General features: G+C 67.0%; 27 protein-coding genes. 14 read left to right on the top strand and 13 right to left on the bottom strand.

All coding sequences use genetic code 11. The features are described from left to right. Positions 1–2 precede the first annotated feature (2 nt). Positions 3–248: an acyl-CoA carboxylase subunit epsilon gene (locus ACRVY7_RS00195; protein WP_431815548.1), complete on the bottom strand. Its 246-nt coding sequence runs from the start codon at positions 246–248 to the stop codon at positions 3–5. Then, positions 245–1,873, bottom strand: a complete 1,629-nt coding sequence (locus tag ACRVY7_RS00190) for an acyl-CoA carboxylase subunit beta (RefSeq protein WP_431815547.1) — start codon at positions 1,871–1,873, stop codon at positions 245–247. Before ACRVY7_RS00190 ends, ACRVY7_RS00195 begins: the two co-directional genes overlap by 4 nt. A 196-nt stretch (positions 1,874–2,069) precedes the next feature. On the opposite strand from ACRVY7_RS00190, the gene ACRVY7_RS00185 reads away from it, so the two are divergent. After that, a complete protein-coding gene (locus tag ACRVY7_RS00185; RefSeq protein ID WP_431816365.1) occupies positions 2,070–2,849 on the top strand; it encodes a biotin--[acetyl-CoA-carboxylase] ligase in 780 nt (259 codons plus the stop codon). Positions 2,850–2,878: 29 nt separating this feature from the next. Here the strand turns inward: ACRVY7_RS00185 and ACRVY7_RS00180 are convergent, their stop codons facing one another. After that, positions 2,879–3,574, bottom strand: a complete 696-nt coding sequence (locus tag ACRVY7_RS00180) for a DUF6069 family protein (RefSeq protein WP_431815546.1) — start codon at positions 3,572–3,574, stop codon at positions 2,879–2,881. Between the two features lie 108 nt (positions 3,575–3,682). On the opposite strand from ACRVY7_RS00180, the gene ACRVY7_RS00175 reads away from it, so the two are divergent. The 5 genes from ACRVY7_RS00175 (at position 3,683) to purE (ending at position 8,418) form a co-directional block, all read left to right on the top strand. Further along, positions 3,683–4,282 (top strand): PH domain-containing protein, encoded by a 600-nt coding sequence (locus tag ACRVY7_RS00175; RefSeq protein WP_431815545.1) that lies wholly within the window; start codon positions 3,683–3,685, stop codon positions 4,280–4,282. Next, entirely contained in the window at positions 4,279–4,953 is a 675-nt protein-coding gene (locus ACRVY7_RS00170) for a response regulator transcription factor (RefSeq protein ID WP_049699524.1), read from the top strand. The genes ACRVY7_RS00175 and ACRVY7_RS00170 overlap by 4 nt, the downstream gene beginning before the upstream one ends. A 14-nt stretch (positions 4,954–4,967) precedes the next feature. Further along, the gene (locus ACRVY7_RS00165) at positions 4,968–6,305 is read left to right on the top strand and encodes a sensor histidine kinase (RefSeq protein ID WP_431815544.1); all 1,338 of its coding nucleotides are present in this window, start codon (positions 4,968–4,970) and stop codon (positions 6,303–6,305) included. A gap of 179 nt (positions 6,306–6,484) precedes the next feature. Continuing rightward, positions 6,485–7,666 carry a 5-(carboxyamino)imidazole ribonucleotide synthase gene (locus ACRVY7_RS00160; protein ID WP_431816364.1) on the top strand — a complete coding sequence of 394 codons (1,182 nt, stop codon included), beginning with the start codon at positions 6,485–6,487 and terminating at the stop codon, positions 7,664–7,666. A gap of 227 nt (positions 7,667–7,893) precedes the next feature. Further along, entirely contained in the window at positions 7,894–8,418 is a 525-nt protein-coding gene (gene purE, locus ACRVY7_RS00155) for a 5-(carboxyamino)imidazole ribonucleotide mutase (protein ID WP_268760676.1), read from the top strand. A 31-nt stretch (positions 8,419–8,449) separates the two neighbouring features. Here purE and ACRVY7_RS00150 read toward each other — a convergent pair whose 3' ends face one another. The 5 genes from ACRVY7_RS00150 to ACRVY7_RS00130 all read right to left on the bottom strand — a co-directional run bounded on the left by ACRVY7_RS00150 (position 8,450) and on the right by ACRVY7_RS00130 (position 12,589). Next, entirely contained in the window at positions 8,450–9,304 is an 855-nt protein-coding gene (locus ACRVY7_RS00150; RefSeq protein ID WP_431815543.1) for a dienelactone hydrolase family protein, read from the bottom strand. Next, positions 9,301–9,723, bottom strand: a complete 423-nt coding sequence (locus ACRVY7_RS00145; protein WP_431815542.1) for a PNPOx family protein — start codon at positions 9,721–9,723, stop codon at positions 9,301–9,303. The genes ACRVY7_RS00150 and ACRVY7_RS00145 overlap by 4 nt, the downstream gene beginning before the upstream one ends. A 75-nt stretch (positions 9,724–9,798) precedes the next feature. Further along, positions 9,799–10,509 carry a TIGR03089 family protein gene (locus tag ACRVY7_RS00140; protein WP_431815541.1) on the bottom strand — a complete coding sequence of 237 codons (711 nt, stop codon included), beginning with the start codon at positions 10,507–10,509 and terminating at the stop codon, positions 9,799–9,801. After that, a complete protein-coding gene (locus ACRVY7_RS00135) occupies positions 10,509–12,245 on the bottom strand; it encodes an LCP family protein (RefSeq protein WP_431815540.1) in 1,737 nt (578 codons plus the stop codon). Before ACRVY7_RS00135 ends, ACRVY7_RS00140 begins: the two co-directional genes overlap by 1 nt. After that, positions 12,242–12,589, bottom strand: a complete 348-nt coding sequence (locus tag ACRVY7_RS00130) for a hypothetical protein (protein WP_431815539.1) — start codon at positions 12,587–12,589, stop codon at positions 12,242–12,244. Before ACRVY7_RS00130 ends, ACRVY7_RS00135 begins: the two co-directional genes overlap by 4 nt. 193 nt (positions 12,590–12,782) lie before the next feature. Between ACRVY7_RS00130 and rfbD the strand changes: the two genes are divergently transcribed. The 3 genes from rfbD to manB all read left to right on the top strand — a co-directional run bounded on the left by rfbD (position 12,783) and on the right by manB (position 15,889). Then, positions 12,783–13,772: a dTDP-4-dehydrorhamnose reductase gene (gene rfbD, locus ACRVY7_RS00125; RefSeq protein WP_431815538.1), complete on the top strand. Its 990-nt coding sequence runs from the start codon at positions 12,783–12,785 to the stop codon at positions 13,770–13,772. Positions 13,773–13,853: 81 nt separating this feature from the next. Continuing rightward, entirely contained in the window at positions 13,854–14,759 is a 906-nt protein-coding gene (locus tag ACRVY7_RS00120; RefSeq protein ID WP_431815537.1) for a glycosyltransferase family 2 protein, read from the top strand. Positions 14,760–14,818: 59 nt separating this feature from the next. Then, positions 14,819–15,889: a mannose-1-phosphate guanylyltransferase gene (gene manB, locus ACRVY7_RS00115; protein ID WP_231894289.1), complete on the top strand. Its 1,071-nt coding sequence runs from the start codon at positions 14,819–14,821 to the stop codon at positions 15,887–15,889. Positions 15,890–15,895: 6 nt separating this feature from the next. Here the strand turns inward: manB and ACRVY7_RS00110 are convergent, their stop codons facing one another. Further along, positions 15,896–16,552, bottom strand: coding sequence for an O-methyltransferase (locus tag ACRVY7_RS00110; RefSeq protein ID WP_049699516.1), 657 nt, complete (start codon positions 16,550–16,552; stop codon positions 15,896–15,898). Between the two features lie 357 nt (positions 16,553–16,909). On the opposite strand from ACRVY7_RS00110, the gene sigE reads away from it, so the two are divergent. The 4 genes from sigE (at position 16,910) to tatB (ending at position 20,600) form a co-directional block, all read left to right on the top strand. Continuing rightward, on the top strand, positions 16,910–17,548 hold the full coding sequence (sigE, locus tag ACRVY7_RS00105; protein ID WP_049699515.1) for an RNA polymerase sigma factor SigE: 639 nt from the start codon (positions 16,910–16,912) through the stop codon (positions 17,546–17,548). A gap of 152 nt (positions 17,549–17,700) precedes the next feature. Next, entirely contained in the window at positions 17,701–18,495 is a 795-nt protein-coding gene (locus ACRVY7_RS00100) for a hypothetical protein (RefSeq protein WP_431815536.1), read from the top strand. A gap of 17 nt (positions 18,496–18,512) precedes the next feature. Then, positions 18,513–20,096 carry a trypsin-like peptidase domain-containing protein gene (locus ACRVY7_RS00095; RefSeq protein ID WP_064870448.1) on the top strand — a complete coding sequence of 528 codons (1,584 nt, stop codon included), beginning with the start codon at positions 18,513–18,515 and terminating at the stop codon, positions 20,094–20,096. 33 nt (positions 20,097–20,129) lie between these two features. After that, positions 20,130–20,600, top strand: coding sequence for a Sec-independent protein translocase protein TatB (gene tatB / locus ACRVY7_RS00090; RefSeq protein ID WP_431815535.1), 471 nt, complete (start codon positions 20,130–20,132; stop codon positions 20,598–20,600). Positions 20,601–20,641: 41 nt separating this feature from the next. On the opposite strand, the gene ACRVY7_RS00085 is transcribed toward tatB, so the two are convergent. The 4 genes from ACRVY7_RS00085 to ACRVY7_RS00070 form a co-directional block, all read right to left on the bottom strand. After that, complete coding sequence (locus tag ACRVY7_RS00085) at positions 20,642–21,787, bottom strand: Mrp/NBP35 family ATP-binding protein (RefSeq protein ID WP_049699512.1); 1,146 nt, start codon at positions 21,785–21,787, stop codon at positions 20,642–20,644. A 105-nt stretch (positions 21,788–21,892) separates the two neighbouring features. Further along, positions 21,893–23,005 (bottom strand): lytic transglycosylase domain-containing protein, encoded by a 1,113-nt coding sequence (locus ACRVY7_RS00080; protein WP_431815534.1) that lies wholly within the window; start codon positions 23,003–23,005, stop codon positions 21,893–21,895. Positions 23,006–23,370: 365 nt separating this feature from the next. Next, positions 23,371–23,913, bottom strand: coding sequence for a DUF1003 domain-containing protein (locus tag ACRVY7_RS00075; RefSeq protein WP_064870445.1), 543 nt, complete (start codon positions 23,911–23,913; stop codon positions 23,371–23,373). Further along, positions 23,910–25,241 carry a magnesium transporter MgtE N-terminal domain-containing protein gene (locus tag ACRVY7_RS00070; RefSeq protein WP_049699509.1) on the bottom strand — a complete coding sequence of 444 codons (1,332 nt, stop codon included), beginning with the start codon at positions 25,239–25,241 and terminating at the stop codon, positions 23,910–23,912. The genes ACRVY7_RS00075 and ACRVY7_RS00070 overlap by 4 nt, the downstream gene beginning before the upstream one ends. Positions 25,242–25,276: 35 nt before the next feature. Between ACRVY7_RS00070 and ACRVY7_RS00065 the strand changes: the two genes are divergently transcribed. Next, positions 25,277–25,765 carry a YflT domain-containing protein gene (locus ACRVY7_RS00065; protein ID WP_049699508.1) on the top strand — a complete coding sequence of 163 codons (489 nt, stop codon included), beginning with the start codon at positions 25,277–25,279 and terminating at the stop codon, positions 25,763–25,765. The last annotated feature ends 37 nt before the right edge of the window (positions 25,766–25,802 follow it).

The following is a 25,802-nucleotide window of genomic DNA, read 5'->3' as shown; positions in this document are numbered from 1 at the left end:
CGTCAGAAACGCAGGAACGACGACGCCGAACCCCACACGGGACGGAGGCGGTCGATCGGGCGGCCCCAGTCGTTGCGCGGCTCCGCGCTTTCCGGTTCCGGAGCGCCACCGCCACCGGTGGCGAGCAATGCCACCAGAACCGCGACGTCCTCGTCGGTCGGATTGCCCTTCACGACACGCAACACGGGGCGGGCCGACTGCTGTCCGGCGTCCGCGTCGGCGGGCGTGTTGTCGTCAGGTGAGCTCACAGCGGAATGTTCCCATGCTTCTTGGGCGGTACGTTGACGACCTTGCGCTCGAGGAGCTTGAGTGCGGTCGCGATCTGGCCGCGCGTGTGGCTCGGCGGGATGACCGCGTCGACGTAGCCGCGCTCGGCGGCGACGTAGGGGTTGACCAGCGTGTCCTCGTACTCTTCCTGCAGTTGGAGGCGCAGTGCGTCGACGTCCTCGCCGTTGGCCGCTGCCTCCTTGAGTCGCGCGCGATAGACGAATCCGACAGCTCCGGATGCGCCCATCACGGCGATCTGGGCGGTCGGCCACGCGAGGTTGACGTCGGCGCCCATGTGCTTGGAACCCATGACGTCATACGCGCCGCCATAGGCCTTGCGGGTGATGACGGTGATCTTGCCGACGGTCGCCTCGCCGTAGGCGTAGAGCAGCTTGGCGCCGCGGCGGATGATGCCGTTGTATTCCTGGTCGGTGCCGGGCAGGAATCCCGGGACGTCGACGAGGGTCACGATCGGGACGTTGAACGCGTCGCAGGTGCGCACGAAACGCGCTGCCTTCTCCGATGCGTTGATGTCGAGGCAGCCTGCGAACTGGGTCGGCTGGTTGGCGACGATGCCGACGCTGCGTCCGTCGACCCGGCCGAATCCGACGAGGATGTTGGTCGCGTAATCGGCCTGTACCTCGAGGAACTCGTCGTCGTCGAGGATGCGCCGGATGACCTCGTGCATGTCGTAGGGCTGGTTCGGTGAGTCGGGGATGAGCGTGTCGAGCTCGAGGTCCTCGTCGGTGAGAGTGTCCTCGATCGAACCGGCGGCGGGCTCGTCGACGGGCAGCCGCGGCGGATCGGCACGGTTATTGCTCGGCAGGTATGCGAGCAGGTCGCGGACGTAATCGAGTGCGTCCTCCTCGTCGGACCCCACATAGTGGGCGACACCCGACTTGGTCATGTGGGTGTTGGCGCCGCCGAGCGCCTCCATCGTCACGTCCTCGCCGGTGACCGTCTTGATGACGTCGGGACCGGTGATGAACATCTGGCTCTGCTGGTCGACCATCACGACGAAGTCGGTGAGGGCCGGGGAGTAGACATGGCCACCCGCGGCAGGGCCCATGATCAGCGAGATCTGGGGGATCACGCCGGAAGCGCGCACATTGCGGTAGAAGATGTCGGCGTAGAGACCGAGGGAGACCACGCCCTCCTGGATTCGAGCGCCCGCGCCCTCGTTGATGCCGACGAGTGGGCGGCCGGTCTTGATCGCGAGGTCCATGACCTTGACGATCTTCTCGCCGTAGACCTCGCCGAGGCTGCCGCCGAAGACGGTCACGTCCTGGCTGAACACACAGACCTCGCGGCCGTCGACCGTGCCGTAGCCGGTCACGACACCGTCGCCCACAGGTCGACGCTCTGCGAGGCCGAAATTGGTGCTGCGATGACGCGCGAGTGCGTCGAGTTCGACGAACGACCCCTCGTCGAGGAGGTGGGTGATGCGCTCGCGAGCCGTGAGTCTGCCCTTGGCGTGAATCTTCTCGATCGCTGCCTCGCCGACGGGATGCAACGTTTCGTCGAGGCGCTCGCGCAGGTCGGCGAGTTTGCCCGCGGTGGTGTGGATGTCTGGAGCAGCGTCGGGCTGCTGCGGCGCAGAGGTCATAACAGCCGATGCTATCGAGCGCTCGGTAGCCCGCGTCAACCACCCCAATATGAGATCCCCTCATCTTTCTCGTGATCGGTGACACGTCGAGGTGGCCGAGTGAGCCACGACGACGCAGGCCGGGTGACTAATGTCGGGAGTTGTGAGCGACGAGCAGACATCACCGAATCCCCGATCACCTCTCGACTCCGACGCGCTGCGAGCGGCCATCGTCGAGCGCTTCGGTTCGCCTGGCAGCGGTGTCGGGTCGACGATCGAGGTCGTCGAGTCGACCGGGTCGACCAACGCCGATCTCGCTGCGCGTGCGGGCGAGCCGGGGATCGTCGGAACGGTGCGCATCACCACCGACCAGACATCGGGGCGCGGCAGGCACGCACGGGTGTGGTCGGCTCCCGCGGGAGGGCAGGTGGCCATCTCGGTGGCGCTCGACGCGGGCGATCAGACCGAGCAACTGGGCTGGTTGTCGTTGGCGACCGGGGTGGCCGCGGCGTCGGCCATCGAGGCGGCGACCGGCGTACGTCCCACGCTCAAATGGCCGAACGACGTTCTCGTCGACGGAAAGAAGGTGGCGGGCATCCTCGCCGAGTACATCCCCGCGCCGACGGGCGGCGTGGTGATCGTCGGGATCGGCATCAACACCGGCATGACCGCCGACGAGCTTCCGGTGCCGACGGCCACCAGCTTGCAGGTGGAAAGCGGAGCCCCGGTCGACGTCGCCGCACTGGTCGCGGAGTACTTGCGGGCACTGGCCGACGCGCCGTGGCCCGACGACGTCGCCGAGGTGGCGCGACGCTATCGGGATCGCTGCGACACACTCGGGCGTCGCGTCCGGCTCTCGTTGCCGGGGGAGCGCACCGTCGAAGGGGTCGCCGACGATGTCGACGAGCAGGGCCGAATCGTGGTGCGCACCGACGACGGACAGAGTTTCACCGCCGCGGCGGGAGACGTGCTGCACCTGCGTCCCGCGCAGGACTGAACTCGACGCGCTTAGCGCCTGTCCGGGGTTCAGCGTTGAATGCTCTTCTCGCCCATGGCGGGGATCAGCGACAGAACCGGCAGGCCGATGACGAGGTGGACCACCGCCGTACCGATCCCGGTGGATATCTGCGCCGACAGCACAAGCGGGATGATCACCGCGGCGGCAATCAGCAGGCCGACGATCCAGCGGTAGAACTGGTTGGGCGAAGGTGTCGTCAGGTAGAGGACGTACCAGAGTGCGCCACCCGCGAGTGCGCACAAGAATCCGGTGATCGCGAACCAGTATTCGTCCTGGGCGAGTGGATTCCAGACGCCCAGATTGCCTGCCTCGTTGACGCGTTGGGCGATGGCCCGGATGATCCACGCCACCAGCCAGGCGGCGAGACCTGTCACGACGCCCGTCATCACGACGCCGCCTGCGTAGAGACCCGCGTTGATGCTCGGCCGTTGACGCTGCTTGGGCTGCTTGCCGTACGACGCCGAGCCGGCGTATCTCGGGTCGGACTGGGCTGCGTTGTACTGAGCTGCGTTGTACTGGGCGGGGTTGTCGCGGGGGTCCCGATACTGCTGGTCCCCGTACTGTCCGTCGCCGTACTGCTGCTGGTACCGATCGGTCGGCTGGCTGTAGGCACGCGACTGCGGCGAGTAGCCGGCCTCGTAGCGCGCCGTTCCCTGGTCCCTCGGGTCTTGATCCCTGGGGTCGCGGGGGTCGCGGTAGCTCATGATTCTCCTGACCTGTTGCGCGTCGTGTGCACGCAGTCTACCGAGCGGGGGACAGGCGCCGGGTCGGGTTGACCGACCGCCCGTTCATCTGCGGATATGCTGAGATTCATGTCGTTTCCCAGGGACAACCTCGCGAGTGGTGAGCGCGTCGTGGTGCATCACCACCCGCATTGGAAGTGCCTGATCGGCCCGTTTTCGGTCTTCGTCGTGTGCACCGGGCTCGCAGGCCTCGCGGCGGGCGCGATAGCGGCGTCGACCATCAATTCGACGCTCGCGCTGATTCTCAATATCGTTGTCGCCGTGGGGTGGGGCGCTGCGGCCGCCTGGTTCTTCGTCCGTCCGCTCATCGCATGGAAATCGACTCACTTCGTGCTCACCGACCGTCGCGTGATCTTCCGCAGGGGAGTGCTCACCCGTTCCGGCATCGACATTCCGATCCGACGAATCAACACCGTCGAATTCCGCCACGGCCTCCTCGACCGCATGATGCGTACCGGCACCCTGATCATCGAGTCCGCGTCCGACGAACCGCTGCTGTTCGACGACGTGCCGCAGGTCGAGCGGGTGCATTCGCTGCTCTACCACGAGGTGCTCGACGAACGCGACGACGGCTTCGACGACCGCTATGACCCGGCCGACCGAGACGAGGCCCGGGGACACGACGGCGACTCCGCGTACTCTCGCCGCGTGGAGGTCGACAGGCGATGACAGACGTATTGCTGGCAGAAGACGACGCGGCGATTGCCGAACCACTGGCGCGTGCGCTCGCCCGTGAGGGCTATGGATGCGACGTCGTCGGGACGGGATCGGCTGCACTCGAGCAGGCTCGCGATCAACGCTACGAGTTGCTCATCCTCGACCTCGGGCTTCCCGAGATCGACGGACTGGAGGTGTGTCGGCGCGTGCGCGTCGAGCGTCCGGAACTTGCGGTGTTGATGCTGACCGCGCGCACCGACGAGGTCGACTTCGTCGTCGGACTCGACGCCGGCGCCGACGACTACGTGGGCAAACCCTTCCGGTTGGCCGAACTGCTCGCGCGGGTGCGCGCACTGCTGAGGCGACGGCAGACGGTCGACGTCGTACTCACCGGCGGCGACATCCAACTCGACGCGCGTGGGCGGCGGGTCCTCGTCAACGGTGACGATCTCGTGCTGGCAAACCGCGAGTTCGACCTGCTGCGCTTTCTCATGGAGCGGGCCGGCGAGGTGGTGTCGCGCGACGAGATCCTGACCGAGGTGTGGGGGTCTGCGGACCTGCGCTCGTCGAAGACCCTCGACATGCACATCTCGTGGTTGCGTCGAAAGATCGGCGACGACCGCCACGATCGACCGCGGCACATCGTCACAGTGCGCGGCGTCGGCTTTCGGTTCGACGCCTAGGGAGAGACTTTCCAGTGCGCCGTCGAATTCTCTACACGATGATCGCCATGCTCATGGCGGTCGGCGGACTGTTGGGAATCCCGCTCAGCGTCATCGCATGGTGGTGGGTCGCCGATAGTGCGCACCAGTTGATGGATTCGCGGCTGAAGACGATCTCCGATCAGATCATCCGTCAGGCGGAAATGGGCGAGCATCTCAACAACGCGGTCATCGATTCCGAGTCGATCCGGCTCATGCTTCCCGAGGACGGCAGGCTCACCCTGCGCTATCAGGACGTCAACGGCAAACCGGCGTCCACGTCGATCGGTGCAGACATCACCGATGCGACGATGTCTGATTCGATCGGCCTCGGTGCCGCGGGCACGTTGATCCTCGAGATCCCGATGGACACCGTCCGTAACGACCAACTCGCCGCCGTCGGCATCGTCTGCCTCGTGGTCGCGGGATCGATGGCCGCGGGCACCGTCACAGCCGCGGTGACGGCCGGGCGCATCGCCGACCCTCTCATCGACCTCGCCGACCGTTCGGAGGCGATGGCTCGCGGCGACTTCCGGTCGCGGTGGAAGACCTATGGCATCGACGAACTCGACCGCGTCTCGCGAGCGCTGGGCGACGCGAACGCCGAGATCGCGTTGCGGCTCGAGCGTGAGGGCGAGATCGTCGGCGACGTCTCGCATCAGATTCGGTCGCGCCTCACCGCCATCCAACTGCGACTCGACGAACTCTCGCTCCACGACGATCCGGCGGTCGTGAGCGAGGCCGAAGCCGCACTCGGACAGGTCGATCGGCTCGCCGCGGAACTTGACGAACTCGTAGCGGCATCACGGGACGAGCCCGCGCAGCCGGGCAGTGTCGACGTGTCGTCGCTGATCATGACGCTTGTCAGTGACTTCGACTCGGCCTTCACCGCTGAAGGGCGCACCTTGAGTGTGTCGTTCTCCGGTGACGCTGTCGCGCGTAGCGCCGGTCCGGGTCGGCTGCGTGAGGCGGTCAGCGTGCTCGTCGACAACGCGCTGCAGCACGGCAGCGGCGAGTGTCGGATCTCCGTCAGCGACCTCAAGGGCGACATGCTGCGTATCACCGTGGCCGACGAGGGGACTGGCGTCGCCGACGACGTGGCCACCGACATCTTCCGTCGGGGATTCTCTGGTGGCGCGGGCAACGGTGTCGGGCTCTCACTCGCCCGTGCACTCGTCGAGGCCGACGGCGGACGCCTCGAACTCACGTCGCGGAGGCCGCCGGTCTTCGCGATTGTCGTGCCCGCGGCGACCGACCGCGACGAAGACGGTCCGAACGACGCGAATGCGGCGACGCGGGTGGGATCGCGACGTGACCGTGTTCCTCATCGGTGACGTGGGCCGGTTTCGCTGACCGCGCATCGACGACCATGCCACTCAGCGACGGCAACGCCGACCGTGCCACGATGTATCGCGTGACTGCCCGAGATTCAGATACCGGCGCAAACGCCGCGGCGCCGCCCGACGCGGCCGCCCGAGCGATTCCCGAACGCGACGTGTTGCCGACCGTGACGATGATCGGTGGTGGTCAGCTCGCCCGGATGACCCACCAGGCCTCGATCGCCCTCGGCGAGTGTCTGCGCGTGCTCGCCGCGAGTGCGACTGATCCCGCTGCCCAGGTCAGCGCCGACGTCGTGATCGGTTCGCACGATGATCTCGACGACCTACGACGCGCCGCCGCCGGTGCGGTGGCGCTCACCTTCGATCACGAGGGTGTTCCCCTCGAGCACCTGCGTGCACTCGAGGCCGAGGGTGTCGCCGTGCGGCCACCGTCGGCCGCGCTGGTGTTCGCGCAGGACAAGCGAGCAATGCGGGTGAAGTTGAGCGAACTCGGCCTGCCGGTACCGGATTTCGCCGATCTCGCGGGCGACCTCGGGCTGGCCCGCGGCCGGCTCGTCGAATTCGGTGAGCGGCACGGATGGAACATCGTGCTGAAGGCGGTTCGCGGCGGATACGACGGACGTGGCGTGTGGATCGTCGACAACGGACCCGACGCGCTCGCGGTGTTCGATGAGCAGTTCAATGCCGGCGTCGACCTCATCGCCGAGGAAAAGGTGCAGATGCGCCGCGAACTGTCGGCGATGATCGCTCGTTCGCCGTTTGGCCAGGGGGGTGCGTGGCCGGTCGTCGAGACCGTGCAGCGTCGGGGACAGTGTGCTGTGGTCATCGCCCCCGCACCGGAACTGAGTGCCGAGACCGCCGAACGTGCACAGGAGATGTCGCTGCGGTTGGCGTCGGAGCTCGGTGTCGTCGGCGTGATGGCGATGGAACTGTTCGAGACCACCGACGGCGAGCTATTGGTCAACGAGCTCGCGATGAGACCGCACAACAGCGGTCACTGGACGATGGACGGTGCGGTGACCTCGCAGTTCGAACAGCACCTCCGGGCTGTTCTCGACTACCCGCTCGGCGACACCGCCCCGCGCGCCGGGGTGACCGTGATGGCCAACATCCTCGGTGCTGCGCAGGCACCGGAGATGTCGATGGACGAGCGCACGCACCATTTGATGGCGCGCATGCCCGACGCGCGAATTCATCTGTACGGAAAGGGCGAACGCCCCGATCGGAAGATCGGGCATGTCAACATCGTGGGGAAGCCGGGAGAAGACGTCGCAGCCGTCCGCGAGCGTGCAGAACGCGCGGCGCACTGGATGTCCGACGCCGAGTGGACGGACGGTTGGGACCCGCATTCATGAACGACGAGACGACAGGCGACCTGGTGGACCACGAGACAGACACGACTGGGACAGACACGATCAAGACAGACACTATTGGGACCGGCACGACCGACGCTGGGTCAACCGAGACCGGGACGACAGAGGCTGGGTCAACCGAGCCTGGGACAACCGAGACCGGCACGACGGAGGGCGGGACCACCGAGGCGGGCACCGCTTTCGAAGCCGGCACCGCTTTTGAACCCGAGGTGGCGTCGCCGCCGATCCGTAGCCGGGCCCGCGTCGGACTGATCATGGGCAGCGACTCCGACTGGCCGACGATGGAGGCCGCGGCGGAGGCACTCGCGGAGTTCGACGTCCCGTTCGAGGTCGGTGTCGTGTCGGCGCATCGCACCCCGCAGCGCATGCTCGACTACGCGAAGTCGGCTGCGGGCGAGGGCATCGAGGTCATCATCGCGGGCGCGGGAGGCGCGGCACATCTCCCGGGCATGGTTGCCGCCGCCACCCCGCTGCCGGTTATCGGTGTGCCGGTACCGCTGCGCTACCTCGACGGCATGGACTCCCTGCTGTCCATCGTGCAGATGCCCGCCGGAGTGCCGGTGGCAACCGTGTCGGTGGGTGGCGCGCGCAACGCCGGGCTGCTCGCCGTACGCATCCTCGGTTCATCCGACCCGGTGTTGCGGGCCCGGATGGAATCCTTCCAGCGCGGACTCGAACAACTCGTGCTCGACAAGGACGCAGCCCTGCGTCAGCGGTTGCTCGGCGGCGACTGAGCAGCTGGACTGACGAACTACTGATCAGCTGTTACTGATCGCCCGTGACCGCCTTGGTGATCCCGAGTCGCTTGGCGAAGAAGTCGAGCACGGCGACGAGGGCGTCGTGTGTCGGTTCGCCCGGCACGTCGATGAGGTCGTTGGTGAGCGCGGAATGCGGTGTCGGCAACGGTGATTCGGGATTGGCCGCCGAATCGGGCAGTTCGATCGCGAGGAATGCGTCGCCGAGGACTTCGCGCAAGAACTGGAAGCGCGACGGTGGCGACATCCGATCACCCTCGAATCGCACGCCCATGACGTCGAGTCCACGCGCGCACCGCCCGACGACCGTTGCGAGGTCGTCGTCGGAGATGTCGAGGGATCGTGCACGACGAGGGCTGACCGCGAACGGCAGCGACGGTTGGGCCAGGACCGGTGCGAGGATGCGATCGTCTGTGGCCATCGCCAGGGCGAAGCCACCGGTGAAGCACATGCCGATCGCGCCGACACCCGGACCGCCGCAGCGCTGGTGTTCCTCGGCGGCCAGTGCCCGCATCCATTCGACGGCAGGTGAGGTCCTGCCCGTCGCCAAAATCGTGAAATCCCTGCTGATGCAGGCGCGCCCCATCGTGCCGAGCATGTTCGTCGCGGCTCCGACGACCCCGAGATTCGACGGCGATGGGTCCTGACCGTCGACGCCGTAGATGGACGGCATGACCGCGGTTGCTCCGATTCCCGCGACGCGTCTGGCGAAGTCGGCGACAGCGGGACTGATGCCTGGCATCTCGGCGATGACGATCACGGCGGGCCCCTCGCCGATGCTGTAGACGCGGCGAGGGGTGCGGTGGTGGGTTGCGATCCGTACGTCGAAGTCGGAGAGCGGGTCGTCGGCGGCGTGTCGGGTCACCGCGACGTGCCTGACGGTTTCGCCTCGCGGCCGTCAGGAGCGACGAGGGTGCCCTGGAGTGCCCACTCGAACGCGCGGCCTGCGAGACCGGCGACGAGCGGAAGGTCGGGTGAGTCGGCGGGAATGATGGTGGGCCGGATCAGCTTGTACTGCTTGCCTTTTCGAGTGATCCCAGCCGAGCCCGCGGCGAGTGTGTTGCGTACCCAGTCGGTGTCGCGCCCGTAGGTCAGGATGATGTAGATCTTCGTCTCGTCACCAGTCTCGCTGACCCACGCGAGCACCGGGATCGAGTAGATCCGCCCACTTTTGCGTCCGACGTGATGGACCATCGCCCACGGCGCCAGATAGGGCGCCCAGCGTCGTTGCAGCGGGTTGGTGATCTTCTTGTTGGCGCGTGCCAACCAGGCGGGTAACTGCATACGGCCCACTCTGCCGCATGAGGCGCCCGCCGTGAACCACTCCGGAACAAGTGTTCACCTCGACGGGCGGCGTCGTCAGTCGAGAACGACGTCGGCGCGCTCGGACGCCGCACGCGCCGCGAGGTCGGTGTCGGGGGTCGGGGAGACCCACACGAGACTGGCGCCGACGCTCAACGGCGCGATGACGTTGCCCAGTATGCCTGCACCCGTGCGCCATTCACGTGTCGACAGCACCCGGCTGTGTGCGGAGACCCCGTCGGCGGACGCTTGAGCCGATGCGGTGTCGAGGACGTCGCTCGCGGGGGCGCCGTCCAACGCAGGACCCGAATATCGAGGCGGCGAGTACTGATCGCCGTGCACGCGGACCGCTGACGCATAGTCGGTCACCCCCGGTGGAAGGTCGGCGACGCCGAGTGCGAACGGATCGAGCGAGGCGACGACGAGTTCGTCGGCGTCGGGGTGCTCGTCGATTCCCGCGGCACTGGTGAACGCGACCCGCGGGGCGTCGACGTCGGTGGTGACATGCACATGCGCCCCTGCCCACCACGCGCCCAACAGGATTGCGGCGCTCTGCCAGTGTTCGGGTAGGTCGACGACGACGTCGTCGCCGGGTGCGAGACCGAGTTCGACGACGAGATAGTTGGCGGTCTTCGCCGCCCAGTTGCCCAGAGTCGCCCCCGACAGTTCGGTGCGTTCGCCGGTGTGATCGTCGTAGTAGGTGAGCAGAGGTCGGGCCCAGTCGTCGATGCGTGCGAGCAGGGAGGTGGTCAGCGTGTCGTCGGTCATCAGTTCACACACACCGGTCCGTCGGTGCCCGCCGTGATCGGTGGGGCATTGTTGCCCACCCGCTGGCTGGCAGGCGTGTTGTCGGTCTGTGTTCCGACGTCGTTGATCGATCCCGGACCGGCAAAGGTGTTGGTGAGCACCAACTTCAGGTGATGCTCGTCGAGGTCCGGCTGCGCCTCGACACGTACCGCACGCAAATCCTTCGCGAGCAACTGCGCCCCCGGGTTGTCGGCGCTGTGTGCGTAGATCACCGAGTCCTTGATGTCGGCTGGGGTGCTGCTGGTCTTGCCTGCCTGGAATCCCTTGTTGGTCAGGATGTTCGAGACATTGCTTGCCAGTCCGTCGATGGTGCCCGCGTTGTCGACGTCGACGGTGTAGTCGCCGCGTCGTGACTGCGACTTCGACGCGCCGTCGTTGAGCAGATTACTGGTGAAGGTGTGCACGGCGTTGGGGTCGACCGTCACGACGCTCTGCTGTCCGTCTTCGCTCCACCCCTGTTCGTCGAGCACGGGAATCGTCGCGAACTTGACGCGCCCGCCGCTGAGATCCTTGAGTTGCTCAGCGAATTGCACGACGTTCCAGTCGTCGTCGATCACCACCGAACGCGATACGGCGTCCTCGAGTTCGTTCAGCTTCGACGGATCGGTGAGGGTGTGCGCCGACAGGATCTTCTGTGTCAGCGACGCCATGTAGACCTGCTGGCGCGTGATGCGGTCGAGATCGCCGCGGGGCAGCTCGTGGCGTTGCCTGACGAAGCTCAATGCCTGTGGGCCGTTCAGGGTTTGGCGTCCGGCTTTGAATCGTGCACCCGAAAGCGGTTCGTTCACAGCGTCTTTGAGGCATACCTCGACGCCACCGACCGCCTTGGTCAACAAGGCGAACCCGAGCAGGCCGACCTCGGCGTAGTGGTCGACCTTGACGCCGGTGAGGTCGGCAACCGTGTCGATGAGTGCCTTGCGGCCGGCGAGTGTGCCCTCGCGCTCGGCATCCTCTTCCGGCTTGCCCGCTTCGACCGCGCGCTTGCGCGCACCTTCGCGGGTGGTGCCGTACGCGGCGTTGATCTTCGACAACCCGATACCGGGAACCGACACGTACGAATCGCGTGGAATCGAGATCGCCGTGGCCGACGATCCGTCGTTGGGAATGCGAATGAGCAGGATGGTGTCGGTGTTGGTGGAGATGTCGTCACCTGCGCGAAGCCACTTGAGCTCTTCGGACGAGAGCGGGTTGCCCTTGGCGTCGGTGCGCGAATCAGTGCCGACCAGCAGGATGTCGGTGGCGCCGTCGTCGCCCCCGCCGAGGTCGAGGCCGCCGAGCTGGGTGATCTTCGACGTCAGTCCGTTGACGCTGCTCCATGCGTATCCGGTGCAGACGAGCACAGCGACCGAGACCAGCGCGATCAGTCCGCGGCCCCAGGCTTTGCGTCCGAATCCGCCGACCGCCGCGAGTGCGCCGCGGGCAGGCGGGGGTGGATTCTGGCCCTGGTCGTCGTGGCCCTGCGGCTTCTGCTCCCGTGTGCTCGCGCTCGTGGTGGCGGCAGCACCCTTGGTGTGGATCTCTCCGGAGCGACGCTGGCGCGGACGACGAGTGACCCCCGGCTTCGCGGGCGCGCCGGTGTCGTCGGGGGACTGGGAGGCCGGGCGTTGGCGGGCGTCGGGCCGATTTCGCCGAGGCGGTTGCGGCGTGCGTGGGCGTTGACCGTCGGGACCCGGGCGGCGAGGCGCGTCGGGGTTCACCCGCCGCTCTGTTCGCTGACGTTCTTGCTGGCCGGTGCGTCCCTGCTTGCCTGGGTGTCGTCGCCGCGGATCTCCGGTGCCCTCTCGCCGGTCCGGTGTCGCGCCTTCGGGGCGGGGCCGTGTGGGCCGGGGGGCGCGTTGCTCGTCGTGCGCGTCCTGGGCTGGGCGTCGGGGATGGGCCGCCCGGGACTCGTCGTGCGCGTCCGAGGTTGGGCGTCGAGGGCCGCTTGGCCGCCGACGCGCGCCTTCGGGTCGTGACTCCACGAGTGGTCAGGTCCTTTGCGATCGTCGAATCCGGCGTTCGGCTCCTCTGGGGATCGCGTCCCGTTCCCCGCGGGACGCATGTGAATGCCGTTATTCAAGAGGTTGACGTTGCTGAAGTTGTTGTACTGACGTCAGGCTACTGAAGTGGCGCGCAATATCGCGGTTGCAACGCCGACGCGATCTCCTGGCCCGTCACCCTGCCGACGTGACGATCAACACCTCGTGTCCCGGGTCACGTGCGCGTGACCACGATTCGTGCGGCACGATGAGGCCATGCACAGGGGCGACGACGTCGATACGGAACCATCGAACAGCGGCAGCGCAGCGAAGGAACGCACGGTGTGGATCGTGGGGGCAGGCGGCCAGCTCGGCACAGCGCTGCTCGATTCCGAGTACAAGCCCAGCCACGTTCGCGCACTGACTTCGCGCGACGTCGACATCTCCGACGCCGAGTCGGTCGCCCGGGCACTCGCCGACCTCGCAGCGGGAGACGTCGTGGTCAACTGCGCGGCCTACACCAACGTCGACGCCGCGGAGTCCGATCGCGAGCGGGCCGCGGCGGTCAATGCGAGCGGGCCGGCGAATCTGGCGACGCAGACAGCCCGAGCCGGTGCGTGGTTGATCCACATCTCCACCGACTACGTCTTCGGCGGAGCCGCCGCGGGCAGCCCACGCGAGGGTGAGACCCGGCCCGCGCCGCGGACCACGCCATATGAAGCGACGATGGTCGAGGACGACCTCGCTCCCGAAACCGTCTACGGCGCAACGAAACTCGAGGGTGAGCGTGCCGCGCGAGCCGCCGATCCGACCGCCACCATCGTCCGAACCGCCTGGGTGTACACGGGAGGTCGCGAAAGCCCCGACTTCGTCGGCACGATGCGCCGCCTCGAGGCGTCCCGCGACACGATCACCGTCGTCGACGACCAGACCGGCTCACCGACCTATGCGCGAGACCTGGCCGACGGAGTGTGGGAGTTGGCATCACGTGTCGGCGACGACGCCGTGACCGGGGCCGTCCTGCACGCCACCAACTCGGGTGCAGCGACGTGGTTCGACGTCGCGCAGGCCGTCTTCGAGGGCGTGGGTGCCGATCGGTCCCGCGTATCGCCCGTGACGACGGACGAGTTTCCCCGACCCGCGCCGCGGCCCGCCTATTCGGTCCTCGACGCGTCGGCGTGGGCCGACGCAGGGCTGACCCCGCTGCGGGGCTGGCGGGATGCGCTGGGTGCGGCGATCGCGGAACCCGACGTTCGGAACGAATGAGGTATCGCCGATCCCCACGGACGCGTGACATACGCGGGAGGGACGTCGGGGATCCGGTCGGTGGTTGGTTACCCTGACCGGGTGACTTCTGCCATCGGTGTCGTGACGGTGACCTATTGGTCCGGCGGCCACGTGGAGACCTTCCTGAAGAGTCTCGACCACGCGACCTCAGCTTTACCCCGCGTCATCATCGCCGACAACGGTTCCGGCGACGGCGCACCCGAGGCCGCGGCACGCGACCACGACAACGTGACGTTGGTGCACACCGGCGGCAACATCGGCTACGGCGGAGGCATCAACAGGGCGGTCGCCGAGCTCGGCACCGACGTCGACTTCATCGTGATCGCCAACCCAGACGTCGAGTGGTCGCCCGGTGCGATCGACGAATTGGTCGCGGCCGCCGCGCGCTGGCCGCGGGCAGGGGCTTTGGGGCCCCTGATCTACGAACCGGATGGTTCGGTCTACCCGTCGGCACGCAGTGTCCCGAGCCTGGTGTCGGGAACGGGGCACGCACTGCTGGGGACCGTGTGGAAGTCGAACCCGTGGACGGCGGCCTACCGCGCCGACGACGTTGCCCCCAGCGAGCGACCCGTCGGCTGGCTGTCGGGATCATGTCTGCTGGTGCGCCGCGAGGCCTTCGAAGCGATCGGCGGCTTTGACGAGCGGTACTTCATGTACATGGAGGACGTCGACCTCGGAGACCGACTCGGCAAGGCCGGATGGCTCAACCTCTACGTGCCGGGCGCCGAGGTCACTCACACGAAGGGCCACAGCGCAGGTCGTGACCCCGGCGCGATGCTGCCGGCCCACCACCGCAGCGCGTACATGTTCCAGGCCGACCGCAATCCGGGACTGCTGCGCGCACCGCTGCGCCTCGCGCTGAGGCTCGGCCTCGCGCTTCGTTCGCGCCTGGCGGTCCGCGCTGCGGGGCGCGACATGATCGATGATGATGATGGTTCGACCCACTCGAGAGGACACGACCAGTGACCGGATTTACCGTTCCGAGCACGGCCACCTCGACGTCGGTGCCCAGCGCTGACGTCGACATGTCGAAGACCCAGGCGGTGATCCTCGTCGGTGGTAAGGGCACACGGTTGCGCCCGCTGACACTGTCGGCGCCCAAGCCGATGCTGCCCGTTGCCGGACTGCCCTTCCTCACACATATGTTGTCGCGAATCCGCGCAGCAGGGATCACCGACGTCGTGCTCAGCACGTCCTTCAAGGCGAGTGTGTTCTCGGAGTACTACGGCGATGGCTCGAAGCTCGATCTGAACCTTCGCTACGTGACCGAGGACGAGCCGCTGGGCACCGGCGGCGGTATCCGCAACGTGCTCGATCTGCTCACCGCCGAGGACATCGTGGTGTTCAACGGCGACGTGCTCAGCGGAACCGACATCAGCCAGGTCGTCGCGACACATCAGCGCACCGAGGCCGACGTCACGCTGCATCTCGTGCGCGTCGGTGATCCGCGTGCGTACGGCTCCGTACCCACCGACGACAACGGCAGGGTCACGGCGTTCCTGGAGAAGACCCAGGACCCGCCAACCGATCAGATCAACGCGGGCACCTACGTGTTCCGCCGCGGGGTCATCGAGCAGATCCCGGCGGGTCGTGAGGTGTCGGTGGAGCGCGAGGTGTTCCCGAGCCTGCTCGCCGACGGCAAGCGCGTCCAGGCCTACGTCGACAACACCTACTGGCGTGACATGGGCACGCCGGAGGATTTCGTGCGTGGCTCGGCCGACCTCGTGCGCGGTATCGCGCCCTCGCCTGCCCTCGGTGACCGTCACGGTGAATCGCTGGTCCACGAGGGTGCGGGCGTTGCTCCCGGTGCCGTCCTCGTCGGCGGGACCGTCGTGGGTCGCGGCTGCGAGGTCGGCCCTCGGGCCCGACTCGACGGCGCGGTGTTGTTCGACGGCTCGGTCGTCGAGGCGGGCGCCGTCGTGGAGCGCAGCATCGTCGGAAAGGGTGCGCGTATCGGCCCGCGTGCGCTCATCCGCGACACGGTCATCGGCGACGGCGCAGAGGTCGGCGCACGGTGTGAACTGCTGCGCGGCGCGCGCGTATGGCCGGGCGTGCAGCTGCCCGACGGCGGCGTGCGCTTCTCCACCGACGTCTGAGCGCGCTCAGCGGGCTTTCGCCGCTGCGAGTACTCCACCCCCGAGGGGAACCACCACGGGCAGCAACTGATCGTCGTCGGCGATGCGCAGCGCGGCGGACCGTGCTGCGCTCGTCACCGGGTCCGTGCGTGTCGGGTCGCCGACCGCCCCCGACGCTGTGGCGTTGTGCACCACGACCACACCGCCCGGGCGCAGCATCCGGACGGCCTCGTCGACGAACGTCGGGAGGTCGATCAGCGGACCGTCGATGAACACGAGGTCGTAGGAGCCGTCGGACAGTCGCGGCAACACCTCTCGCGGAGTGCCGTTGATCAGCCGGGTCCTGCCGGGCGGGATGTCGGCGCCTGCGAACGACGCGCGCGCGGCGCGGTGGTGTTCGGGTTCTGGGTCGATGGTGGTGAGGACCCCGTCGCCCGACATTCCGTTGAGGAGCCAGAGGCCGCTCACCCCGGTGCCGGTGCCGATCTCGGCAATGGCGTGTGCGTCGCACGAACGGGCGAGCAATGCCAGCAGTGCACCCACTGCCGGGCTGACTGGTTCGGTCCCCAATTCGTCTGCGCGTGCCCTCGCGGCGGCCAGCGCATCGTCTTCGACGATCGCCGATTCGGCGTAGTCGATCAGGGCCGCGGCCGCGGCATCGGTACCGGTGGGTGCATCGGTCATTCCATGAGATTAGGCCGGACACGGCCCGCCATGTCAGTGGCACGCCCGATTCGGGTGTTCACGGAGGTCGGCGAGTCGTAAACCCGACCCATCCGAATCGTCGCGGGCTCCGACGTACTTCAGTGAAGACGTGCTCAGCAGTGAAGACCTGCTCGGCAAAGCGTCCTCAGCGAAGACTTACTCAGTGAAACCTCAGCCGCCTCACACTGCGACCACACCGCGATGGGAGAGGGTGAGACAACAGCACGGGCGCGGTGGTCGGAATAGCCGTCGATGCGCAGGTGTTCAAGATAGCGAATTCGTGTCGAATCGGACTCGAGCCGCTCGACAGCAAAAGAAGGGAACCGGCCACCCGCGATGACTGATCCCCAGGCATCCACCACCGCAGAGTTGAACACGGCGGTCGAGACGATCGACGTCATCCCCTCGGGGACGGCGGGCTTCGACGCAACCGGCGATGAGTTCTTGATGCCGACGTGGGACGAGCTGGTCCGTGAGCACGCTGACCGCGTCTACCGGCTCGCCTACCGCCTCTCCGGCAATCAGCACGACGCCGAGGATCTGACGCAGGAGACCTTCATCAGGGTGTTCCGCTCGCTGTCGAATTATCGGCCGGGAACGTTCGAGGGGTGGCTGCACCGCATCACCACCAACCTGTTCCTCGACATGGTCCGTCGTCGCAACAAGATCCGCATGGAGGCCTTGCCCGAGGAGTACGACCGTGTTCCCGGCGACACTCCCGATCCTCAGCAGATCTACGCCGACGCCAATCTCGACCCCGACCTCCAGGCTGCGCTCGACTCGCTGACCCCCGATTTCCGCGCCGCAGTCGTCCTCTGCGACATCGAGGGACTTTCCTACGAGGAGATCGCCGCGACGCTGGGCGTCAAGCTCGGCACGGTGCGTAGTCGTATCCACCGCGGACGGCAGACGATCCGGGATTACCTCGCAGCTCGCGGCCACGACAATCGACGTTCGGTAGCCGTCGGAAACTGACGTTTTCACCCGATTCGGGAACCCCGGGCACCGTCGTGCCGTTTGGGATTCGGATAGGCTGTGTTGCCGGCACGGGCACGCAGCGCCCTCCGCCTCACGGACCCGACCGGTTCGCTCGCGGAGACCGACCTGTGAAGAGGGGTGAACCACACATGATGGACGGCCGACGGGATCGACGAGATTCCGCAGCGGACGCCGACAAACGAGCTCACGTCGACAACAGCCCGCCCGGTAGCGGCGCGCTCGCCGACGGTCCGCCCGCTGAGGGAGCATCGCATGTCGACACCGCAGGGCACGCCGACGGTGTGGCTGCATCGCCCGATCTACGGGGCCGTAGGCGTTCCCCGTGGAACCCCGCCACGTGGTCACCCGCGACTTCATCCTTCGCGCCCAACCCCGCTTTCCGACGCCCCCGCCCGCGTCGATTCGCTTCGACCGAGCATCTCGCATCCGAGGCCGTCGCAGCATTCGTCGACGGTGAGCTCGGTATGACCGCACATGTGCGGGCCACACACCACCTCGCGCTGTGCCGTGAATGCATGGATGCCGTCGACGCTCAACTCGACGCCCGCACGCGGCTGCGCGACTCCGGGACGGTGGCGATGCCCGCTGACCTGCTCGGTCAGTTGAGCCAGATTCCCACGCGCGAGATCGACATGACCGGTGTGCGCGACCGTCGCGAACAGGGTCGTTCTGACGGCCCGGTTGGTCCGAATCCCTCTCGTCGCGACACCTTTCACTCCAGTCCGTTTCCGGACGGACGGTTCCACGGACCTTTTGCCACGCCCGGACCGCTCGCTGCGTCGGGCTTGCCGCCGGTGAACACACAGACCGACTACGGGCACACCGACTACGGGCACGAGGCATCGCGTCCCGCCACCGCGCCAACCGACGCGGTCCGCGGTGAGCCCGACCGTGGGCGCCGCAACCGCTGGCGCGGACGCTGAGCACCGGAAACGAACGCGTGGGAGCAGACGACATCGACGAGACCGACGCCGGCGGATCTGACGGCGGTCAGCGCCGTTCGCAGCCGGACGATTCACCCTTCAGCCGTGAGAACGCCGCTGCAACGGGAGGTGCGACACCTCCTGCCGAGACGCCACCCGGCGACGGCGCTTCCCGCGGCCAGCAGCGACACGTCCCGGTGTCGCCGGCTACCGCGCAGGTGTTCGGCCGCCCCGCAGGCGTGCGTGGTTCGTTCGCGAGCACTCCGTCGTCGTCGAGGCCCGCTCCGCAGATCGCGCCACCCGACGCGGTGCTCGCCGAGGCATTCGGCAGGCCGGAGGGTTCCGACGAGACACTCCAGCGCGACCCACTCGCCGCCTACGGCGTCCCGACCGACGAGCCCGCGCCGCCGGATCCGTGGCGCGACCCGGAGAGCATCGCCTCCCTCGACGCACCCGCGCTCGTCGACGAGTCTGCGATAGACCCGACGGTCGCCGGTCCGAAGCTGGGCGTCAAGGATCTGCTCTTCGGTAAGAGGGTGACGTGGTATGCCCTGGCCACCCTCGCCGTCCTGGCATTGCTGATCGGGTTGGTCGGCGGATTGATCGGCCGCTACACCGCAGAGGTCGCGTCGCCGCTGAACAGCAACACGGTGAAACTCTCGACGGGCGACGGCGGAGATGGTGGGGGAGAACCGAAATCGGCCGTCGCACGCGTCGCCAAGGCCGTCGAGAAATCGGTGGTGTCGGTCGATGTTCGGACAGCGAGCGCCTACGGCACCGGTTCGGGTTTCGTGATCGACGCAGACGGTTACATCCTCACCAACAACCACGTGATCTCGATGGCGGCGAACGACCGCAGCGCCAAGCTCGAGGTTGTTTTCTCCGATCGCAACCGTGTGCCCGCCCGAATCGTCGGCCGCGACATCCACACCGACCTCGCTGTGCTCAAGGTCGACAACGTGGCGAATCTGACGGTTGCGAAGATCGGCAACTCCGATGATCTGCAGATCGGTGAAGAGGTCATCGCTTTCGGTTCGCCGCTGGGCCTCGACCGCACTGTCACCAGCGGGATCGTCAGCGCGACGCACCGCGCGGTCCCGCTGCCACCCGACGCCGAGTCGGACACCGACGCCGTGATCGACGCGATCCAGACCGATGCGGCGATCAACCCCGGCAACTCGGGTGGTCCGCTCGTCGACGAGTCGGCGGCGGTGGTCGGGATCAACACGGCGATCGCCTCCGGTGCCGGCGGCTCGATAGGTCTCGGCTTCGCCATTCCCATCAGCCAGGCCATCCCCATCGCCCAGTCACTGATCCGCGACGGCAAAGTCAACCATCCGCAGATCGGCGTGAGCGCGAGCTCTGTCCGCAATGACCGAGTACTCGGCGCGGGCGTGCGCAACGTCGTCGCCGACGGACCGGCGGCACAGGCGGGCGTCAGGGAGAACGACGTCATCACCTCCTTCAACGGCCGCAGCATCGAAAGCGCCGACGAATTGACGGTGGCGGTGCGCACGACGAAGATCGGTGAGCGGGTGCCGTTCACCTACTGGCGGGACGGTCGAACATTCAACGGTTCGATCACCACAGCCAGCGATTAGCGTCGTAGATCGGTTTCAGAGTAGGGAAGTGTCATGTTCAGCAGCATCGGTTGGGGTGAGATCCTCGTGCTGCTCGTCGCTGCGCTGGTCATTCTCGGCCCGGAGCGGCTCCCGGGGGCCGTGTCGTGGAGCATGCAGTCGCTGCGCAAGGCGCGCGAGTACGCGACGGGTGCCACCGATCAGTTGAAAAACGACTTCGGCCCCGAATTCGACGAGCTGCGCAAGCCGCTCTCGCAACTGAACGAGCTACGCGGACTCACTCCGCAGTCGATGATCACCAAGCATCTCTTCGACGGCGACTCGTCGATCTTCACCAGCGGACCGTCGTCGAACACCGTCGAGCGTGACTCGCAGACCCCGCCGATCAAGCCGGTCTCCGCGCCCGTGCCGATGACCAAGGAGGGTCAGGGCGCGAGTTCGAATACGAGCGCGTCGACATCAGAGCAGAGGACATCAGAGCAGAGTTCGCGTCGGCACGATGTGACCGACTGGGACGCCACCTGACTTTCCATCCCGGCTGATCGTCGGGCCCGGAGACAGACGTGTCAGCCGTGACGCGTCGTGTCGATGCCGAGGCTCATGCCCGCGAGGCCACGTCGACGAACCGCGAGCTTGTCGGCGATCGCGCGTAGCGCGCGCCCCGATGCTGAATCGGGAGCCGAGAGCACAACGGGCTCACCGGAATCGCCGCCCTCGCGCAGCGCGGTCTCCAGCGGCACCTGGCCGAGCAAGTCGACGCTCGACCCGACGGCCCGGGTCAACCGCTCGGCGACCTTCTCGCCGCCTCCGGAGCCGAACGGCTCCATGCGCGTACCGTCGGGCAGTTCGAGCCACGACATGTTCTCGACGACGCCGAGGATCTTCTGCCTTGTCTGCAGCGCGATCGCACCCGCGCGTTCGGCGACCTCGGCAGCTGCCTGTTGCGGGGTGGTCACCACGAGGATCTCGGCGCCCGGGATGAGCTGTGCGATCGAGATGGCGACATCGCCGGTCCCCGGTGGCAGGTCGAGGAGGAGCACGTCGAGATCTCCCCAGTAGACGTCGGCGAGGAACTGCTGAAGCGCGCGGTGCAGCATCGGTCCGCGCCAGGTGACCGGGGTATTGCCGTCGGTGAACTGCCCGATCGAGATGAACCTCACGTCGTGGCTGATGGGCGGCATGATCATCTTCTCGACCTGCGTCGGCTTGGCGTCGCTGCCGAGCATGCGCGGCACGGAATGGCCGTAGATGTCTGCGTCGAGTACGCCAACGGACAGTCCGCGTTGCGCGAGGGCCGTCGCCAGATTCACCGTCACCGACGACTTTCCGACGCCGCCCTTGCCGGACGCGACGGCATACACGCGGGTCAGCGAACCGGGTTGCGCGAACGGAATGACCGGCTCCGCCTTGTCGCCGCGGAGCTTCTTGCGTAGCTCGGTGCGCTGTTCGTCGTCCATCACGTCGAGATCGACGCGGATCGTGCCGACGCCGGGCACGTCGGCTACGGCCTTCTCCACCCGGCCCGAGATCTCGGTGCGCATCGGACAACCCGACGTCGTGAGGTAGATGGTGACATCGACGCTCGAGTCGTCGTTGATCTGCACCGACTTGAGCATTCCCAGGTCGGTGATCGGCTTGCCGATCTCGGGATCGTTGACCTTGCTCAGCGCGGAGCGGATCGCGGATTCGGTTGGCTGGACTCCGGTAGTCATCTCCGCCAGCTTAGCGCCGCGATCAGCGCAGGTAGAGAACGGGTGGGGTGCCCCACGGCATGACGATCACACGGTCGCTCCGACTATGCGACTGCGACCGCGAGCCTATTGCGGCACGACCTTGAGCGCCGGCGTGCTCGTCGTCGCTGGTCCGGGATTGCGCGGCGCGTTCTGCTTCGGTGCGGGCTTGGGTGCGGGCTGGCCGGGGATCGTGATGCCCGGGGGCAGGCAGATCGCGCCAAGACACTGCTGCGCGGGAGTCGTCGGCGTCGATGGCGTCGACGAATCCGACGATGAGCCGGGCGCACTCGGCGCGCCGGGCTTGGGTGGCTTCGACGGCTTGGAACTCGACGACGAAGACGACGAAGACGGCCGCTTCGGTTCGGGAATGGGGTTGGTCGGCATCACGCCGGTCGCATACGCACCGGCCCAGGCGAGGACGTTGGTCACGTAATCCATCGAGTGGTTGTACCGGTACACCGCCGCGACCTTGTTCTTGTCGGTCATGATGTCGGTGAATCCCGAGCACAGGTAGCGGCCGGCAGAGTAGGTCGAGTCGAAGATGTTGTTCGGGTCGACCTTGCCGTCGCCGTTACCGTCGGCTCCCCACGCGGCCCACGTGCCGGGAATGAACTGCATTGGTCCCATCGCGCGCGCATAACCGCCCTGGTGGCGGATCACCTCGTTACCGGCGAGAGAGCCGTCGAGCACAGGCCCCTCGATGGGATTGATGGTGTTTCCGTACTGGTCGACGGACCCGTTGCTCGCATGATTCGACTCGATCCTGCCGATGCCGGCAAGCAGGAACCACGGGAGCTTGCACTGTGGTTCCTCGGTACCGATGCGGTTCGCGGCCAGTTTGTACGCCTGCAGGACGACGCCGGGAATTCCCAGCGGGCCCGATGGCAGATCAGCGGCGAGACGATACTGCGGGGCGGTTGCGGTCGCTGCAGCGGCTGCTGCGCTGGCCGAGACGGTCGGCGGCGGTGCGAATCCCAGCAGCGCGACCGGTTCGGCGGGTGCGACCGCCGCGAGGACCGTCGGCTTCGCGGGCTCGGCGCGCACCGCGACCCGAACCCCGCCCTGGGCACTCGACGTCGCGGCTCCGAGCACCATCACACCGACGAGGACACCGCCCGCGCCGACGGCGAGAGCTCGCCCCGGGAGTCGGGTGCGCTTGGGCCCGCGACGACGTCGAAAAGGGTGTGGCGCTCTCAATCTCGGACCTTCCCGAGATCGCTCGCACCCAACAGTCGAGTCTGACCCGTCATCGACACTCCATTGCCTCCACACAGTCCGTTGGCGCCCGTCTCACCGTGCCGGTGCACATGCAGGAGGGTCCACCCCGGAAACAAACGCCGGGCGTCACCATCGGCTGATGTCCGACGGCACTCCGGCTGTGACCCACCATACATATGGGTCGAGCGTCCGAGTGCGGAACCTCCACAAAAGTTCACCATGTGAAAGTCATCGCGTGATCTGTCCGTGAAGTTACGTGCGTTGACGTTATATGCGCCGAAGCCACGTCCTCCGAAGCCACGTCCTCCGAAGCCACGTACTCCGAAGTCACGTGCGTCGCCGTGCTAGCGCTCGGGGTGGTGGCGCCGCGACTTCTCGGTGTCTGCCGAACCGTCGAGTCCCTCGAGCCGGGCGACGAGTCGGTCGGTGAGGTCGTCGAGCATGTCGTCGAGTTCTTTTCGCAGGTAGTCGCGGGTGACGGTATCGCCGACGGCGAGGCGGACCGCGGCGAGCTCTCGTGCGAGGAACTCCGTGTCGGCCTTGGTCTGCGCGGCACGGGCACGATCCTCATCGAGCGCGACGCGGTCGCGGTTCTCCTGCCGGTTCTGGGCCAGGAGGATCAGGGGTGCGGCGTAGGCGGCCTGCGTCGAAAACGCCAGGTTGAGCAGGATGAACGGATACGGGTCGAAGCGCAGCGCGACCCAGCTCAGATTGATGATGATCCAGACGATGACGATCACCGTCTGAATCGCCAGATAGCGGCCGGTACCGAGGAACCGCGCGATCCGCTCGGCGTACATGCCGATCAGGTCGCTGTCGACGTGGAACGATGGCCGTCGGTTCACGCGCGGGGTGTCGAGGCGGCGCGTGCTCTGCTCGCTCGTCATTCACTCGCTCCTGCTGTGCCGTTGCCGCTTGCGGCACCTGCCGTCTCCGACTCTGGTTCGTTGTCCTCGGGTTCATTCTCGCGCCAGTCACGCGGGAGCATCTCGTCGAGGAGGTCGTCGACGCTGACCGCACCGAGGAGGTGGTTCTCGTCGTCGACCACCGGGCCACACACGAGGTTGTAGGTCGCGAAGTAGCGCGTGACCGTCTCGAGTGAATCGTCGGGATGCAACGATTGCAGATCCGTGTCGAGGATGCCACCGACGATGTTCGCAGGTGGCTCGCGCAGCAGCGCCTGCAGGTGGACACATCCGAGATAGCGTCCGGTCGGCGTCGCAGTCGGCGGACGCACGACGAAGATCATGCTGGCGGCCGCGGGGGTCACATCGGGGTCGCGCACACGGGCGAGTGCTTCGGCGATAGTCGTCGAGGCGGTGACGATCAGCGGCTCCGAGGTCATGAGGCCGCCCGCGGTGTCCGGGGAGTGGGTCAGCAGTCGTCGAACAGGCGCCGATTCCTCGGGGTCCATTCGTTCGAGCAGTGACTCCGCCTCGGTGTCCGACAGTTCGCCGAGCAGGTCGGCCGCGTCGTCGGGGTCCATGGCCTCGAGCACATCGGCGGCACGTTCGACGCCGAGGTGTGTGAGCACTTCGGTTTGATCGTCCGGCGGTAGTTCCTGCAGCACGTCGGCGAGGCGCTCGTCGTCGAGGGCCTCGGCGATCTCGTCTCGACGTTTCGGCGGCAGCTCGCGCAGAGCATTCGCGACGTCGGCGGCTCGCATCCCCTCGAACTGGGAAAGTGCCTGTGCCACACCCTGTCCGGGTAGTTCCAGTGCGCTTGCGGTGAGCCCCTGGACCCGATTCCACTCCACGACAATGGTTTCGCCGCGCCGAAGTCCGCGCCGTGCCGGACGTGCCGCGACACGGGAGACCACCCAGTCGCGCGTACGTGTCCGCTCGATCCCGAGGTCGACGACGATCATGTCGATGCCCTTGAGGTCCTCGTGATCGGGATCGTCGATCCGCACCCGTGAGTCCAGGATCTGTCCGATCGCGAGGGCTTCGCCCGGACGCAGGTGCAGTCGTCGCAGGCTCACGGTTCCGGTGTTGAGGGTCACCGCGGTGGGATCGATGGACGTGACCCGCAGCATGGGGACGAAGATCCGTCGGCGCGTGGCCAATTCGACGGCGAGGCCGAGCACGCGAGGCTGCTGTCCCGGGAGTCGAACGGCGATCACGGCGTCGCGGACGCGGCCGATCGATTCACCGTCGGGACCAAGGACCGCCAATCCGACTAATCTGGCCACGAAGACCTTGCTCACCGACGCCATGTGGGTAAGGGTAGTGGCCGAGTGGAGGACATGACATGACCAACCCGATGAGTTCCGGTCGGCAGACGCCGGGTCTCCCGACGCCGCCCAAAGGATGGCCGATCGGCTCGTACTCGACTTACGCTGAGGCACAACGTGCTGTCGACTATCTCTCCGACGAGAACTTCACCGTTCAGGACGTGACGATCGTCGGCGTCGACCTCATGCAGGTCGAGCGTGTCATCGGCCGACTCACCTGGGGCAAGGTGATCGGCGGCGGTGTGGTCTCGGGAGCGTGGCTCGGACTCTTCTTCGGACTGCTGGTCTCGCTCGTCGTCAGCGGCAACGCATTGGTGCCCATTCTGTTCGGTCTCGTCGGCGGCATTGTCTTCGGCGTCATCTCGACGACGATCCCGTACGCGGCCACTCGCGGTCAGCGTGACTTCGCGTCGACGATGCAACTCGTCGCCGGACGCTACGACGTGCTCTGCGACCCGAAGAGCGCAGAGAAGGCCCGCGACATGCTCGCCCGCCTCAATCCCTGAGCCGTACCCCGATGCCTTTGGCGCGTGCGTAGAACCG

The organism is Gordonia jacobaea, from assembly GCF_965344965.1.
In the GTDB taxonomy this organism is placed as follows: Bacteria; Actinomycetota; Actinomycetes; order Mycobacteriales; family Mycobacteriaceae; genus Gordonia; species Gordonia jacobaea.
Note: the sequence above shows the minus strand (reverse complement) of the source record. Positions and strands in the feature narration are given on the sequence as shown.

Coding starts and splice junctions, on each gene's coding strand:
- rfbD (WP_431815538.1), top strand. CDS start 12,783: ATGCACAGGGGCGACGACGTCGATACGGAACCATCGAACAGCGGCAGC.
- ACRVY7_RS00170 (WP_049699524.1), top strand. CDS start 4,279: ATGACAGACGTATTGCTGGCAGAAGACGACGCGGCGATTGCCGAACCA.
- ACRVY7_RS00065 (WP_049699508.1), top strand. CDS start 25,277: ATGACCAACCCGATGAGTTCCGGTCGGCAGACGCCGGGTCTCCCGACG.
- ACRVY7_RS00110 (WP_049699516.1), bottom strand. CDS start 16,552: ATGACCGATGCACCCACCGGTACCGATGCCGCGGCCGCGGCCCTGATC.
- ACRVY7_RS00085 (WP_049699512.1), bottom strand. CDS start 21,787: ATGACTACCGGAGTCCAGCCAACCGAATCCGCGATCCGCTCCGCGCTG.
- sigE (WP_049699515.1), top strand. CDS start 16,910: ATGACTGATCCCCAGGCATCCACCACCGCAGAGTTGAACACGGCGGTC.
- manB (WP_231894289.1), top strand. CDS start 14,819: ATGTCGAAGACCCAGGCGGTGATCCTCGTCGGTGGTAAGGGCACACGG.
- ACRVY7_RS00175 (WP_431815545.1), top strand. CDS start 3,683: ATGTCGTTTCCCAGGGACAACCTCGCGAGTGGTGAGCGCGTCGTGGTG.
- ACRVY7_RS00100 (WP_431815536.1), top strand. CDS start 17,701: ATGATGGACGGCCGACGGGATCGACGAGATTCCGCAGCGGACGCCGAC.
- ACRVY7_RS00140 (WP_431815541.1), bottom strand. CDS start 10,509: ATGACCGACGACACGCTGACCACCTCCCTGCTCGCACGCATCGACGAC.
- ACRVY7_RS00160 (WP_431816364.1), top strand. CDS start 6,485: ATGATCGGTGGTGGTCAGCTCGCCCGGATGACCCACCAGGCCTCGATC.
- ACRVY7_RS00130 (WP_431815539.1), bottom strand. CDS start 12,589: ATGCGTCCCGCGGGGAACGGGACGCGATCCCCAGAGGAGCCGAACGCC.
- ACRVY7_RS00070 (WP_049699509.1), bottom strand. CDS start 25,241: ATGGCGTCGGTGAGCAAGGTCTTCGTGGCCAGATTAGTCGGATTGGCG.
- ACRVY7_RS00075 (WP_064870445.1), bottom strand. CDS start 23,913: ATGACGAGCGAGCAGAGCACGCGCCGCCTCGACACCCCGCGCGTGAAC.
- ACRVY7_RS00145 (WP_431815542.1), bottom strand. CDS start 9,723: ATGCAGTTACCCGCCTGGTTGGCACGCGCCAACAAGAAGATCACCAAC.
- ACRVY7_RS00190 (WP_431815547.1), bottom strand. CDS start 1,873: ATGACCTCTGCGCCGCAGCAGCCCGACGCTGCTCCAGACATCCACACC.
- tatB (WP_431815535.1), top strand. CDS start 20,130: ATGTTCAGCAGCATCGGTTGGGGTGAGATCCTCGTGCTGCTCGTCGCT.
- ACRVY7_RS00180 (WP_431815546.1), bottom strand. CDS start 3,574: ATGAGCTACCGCGACCCCCGCGACCCCAGGGATCAAGACCCGAGGGAC.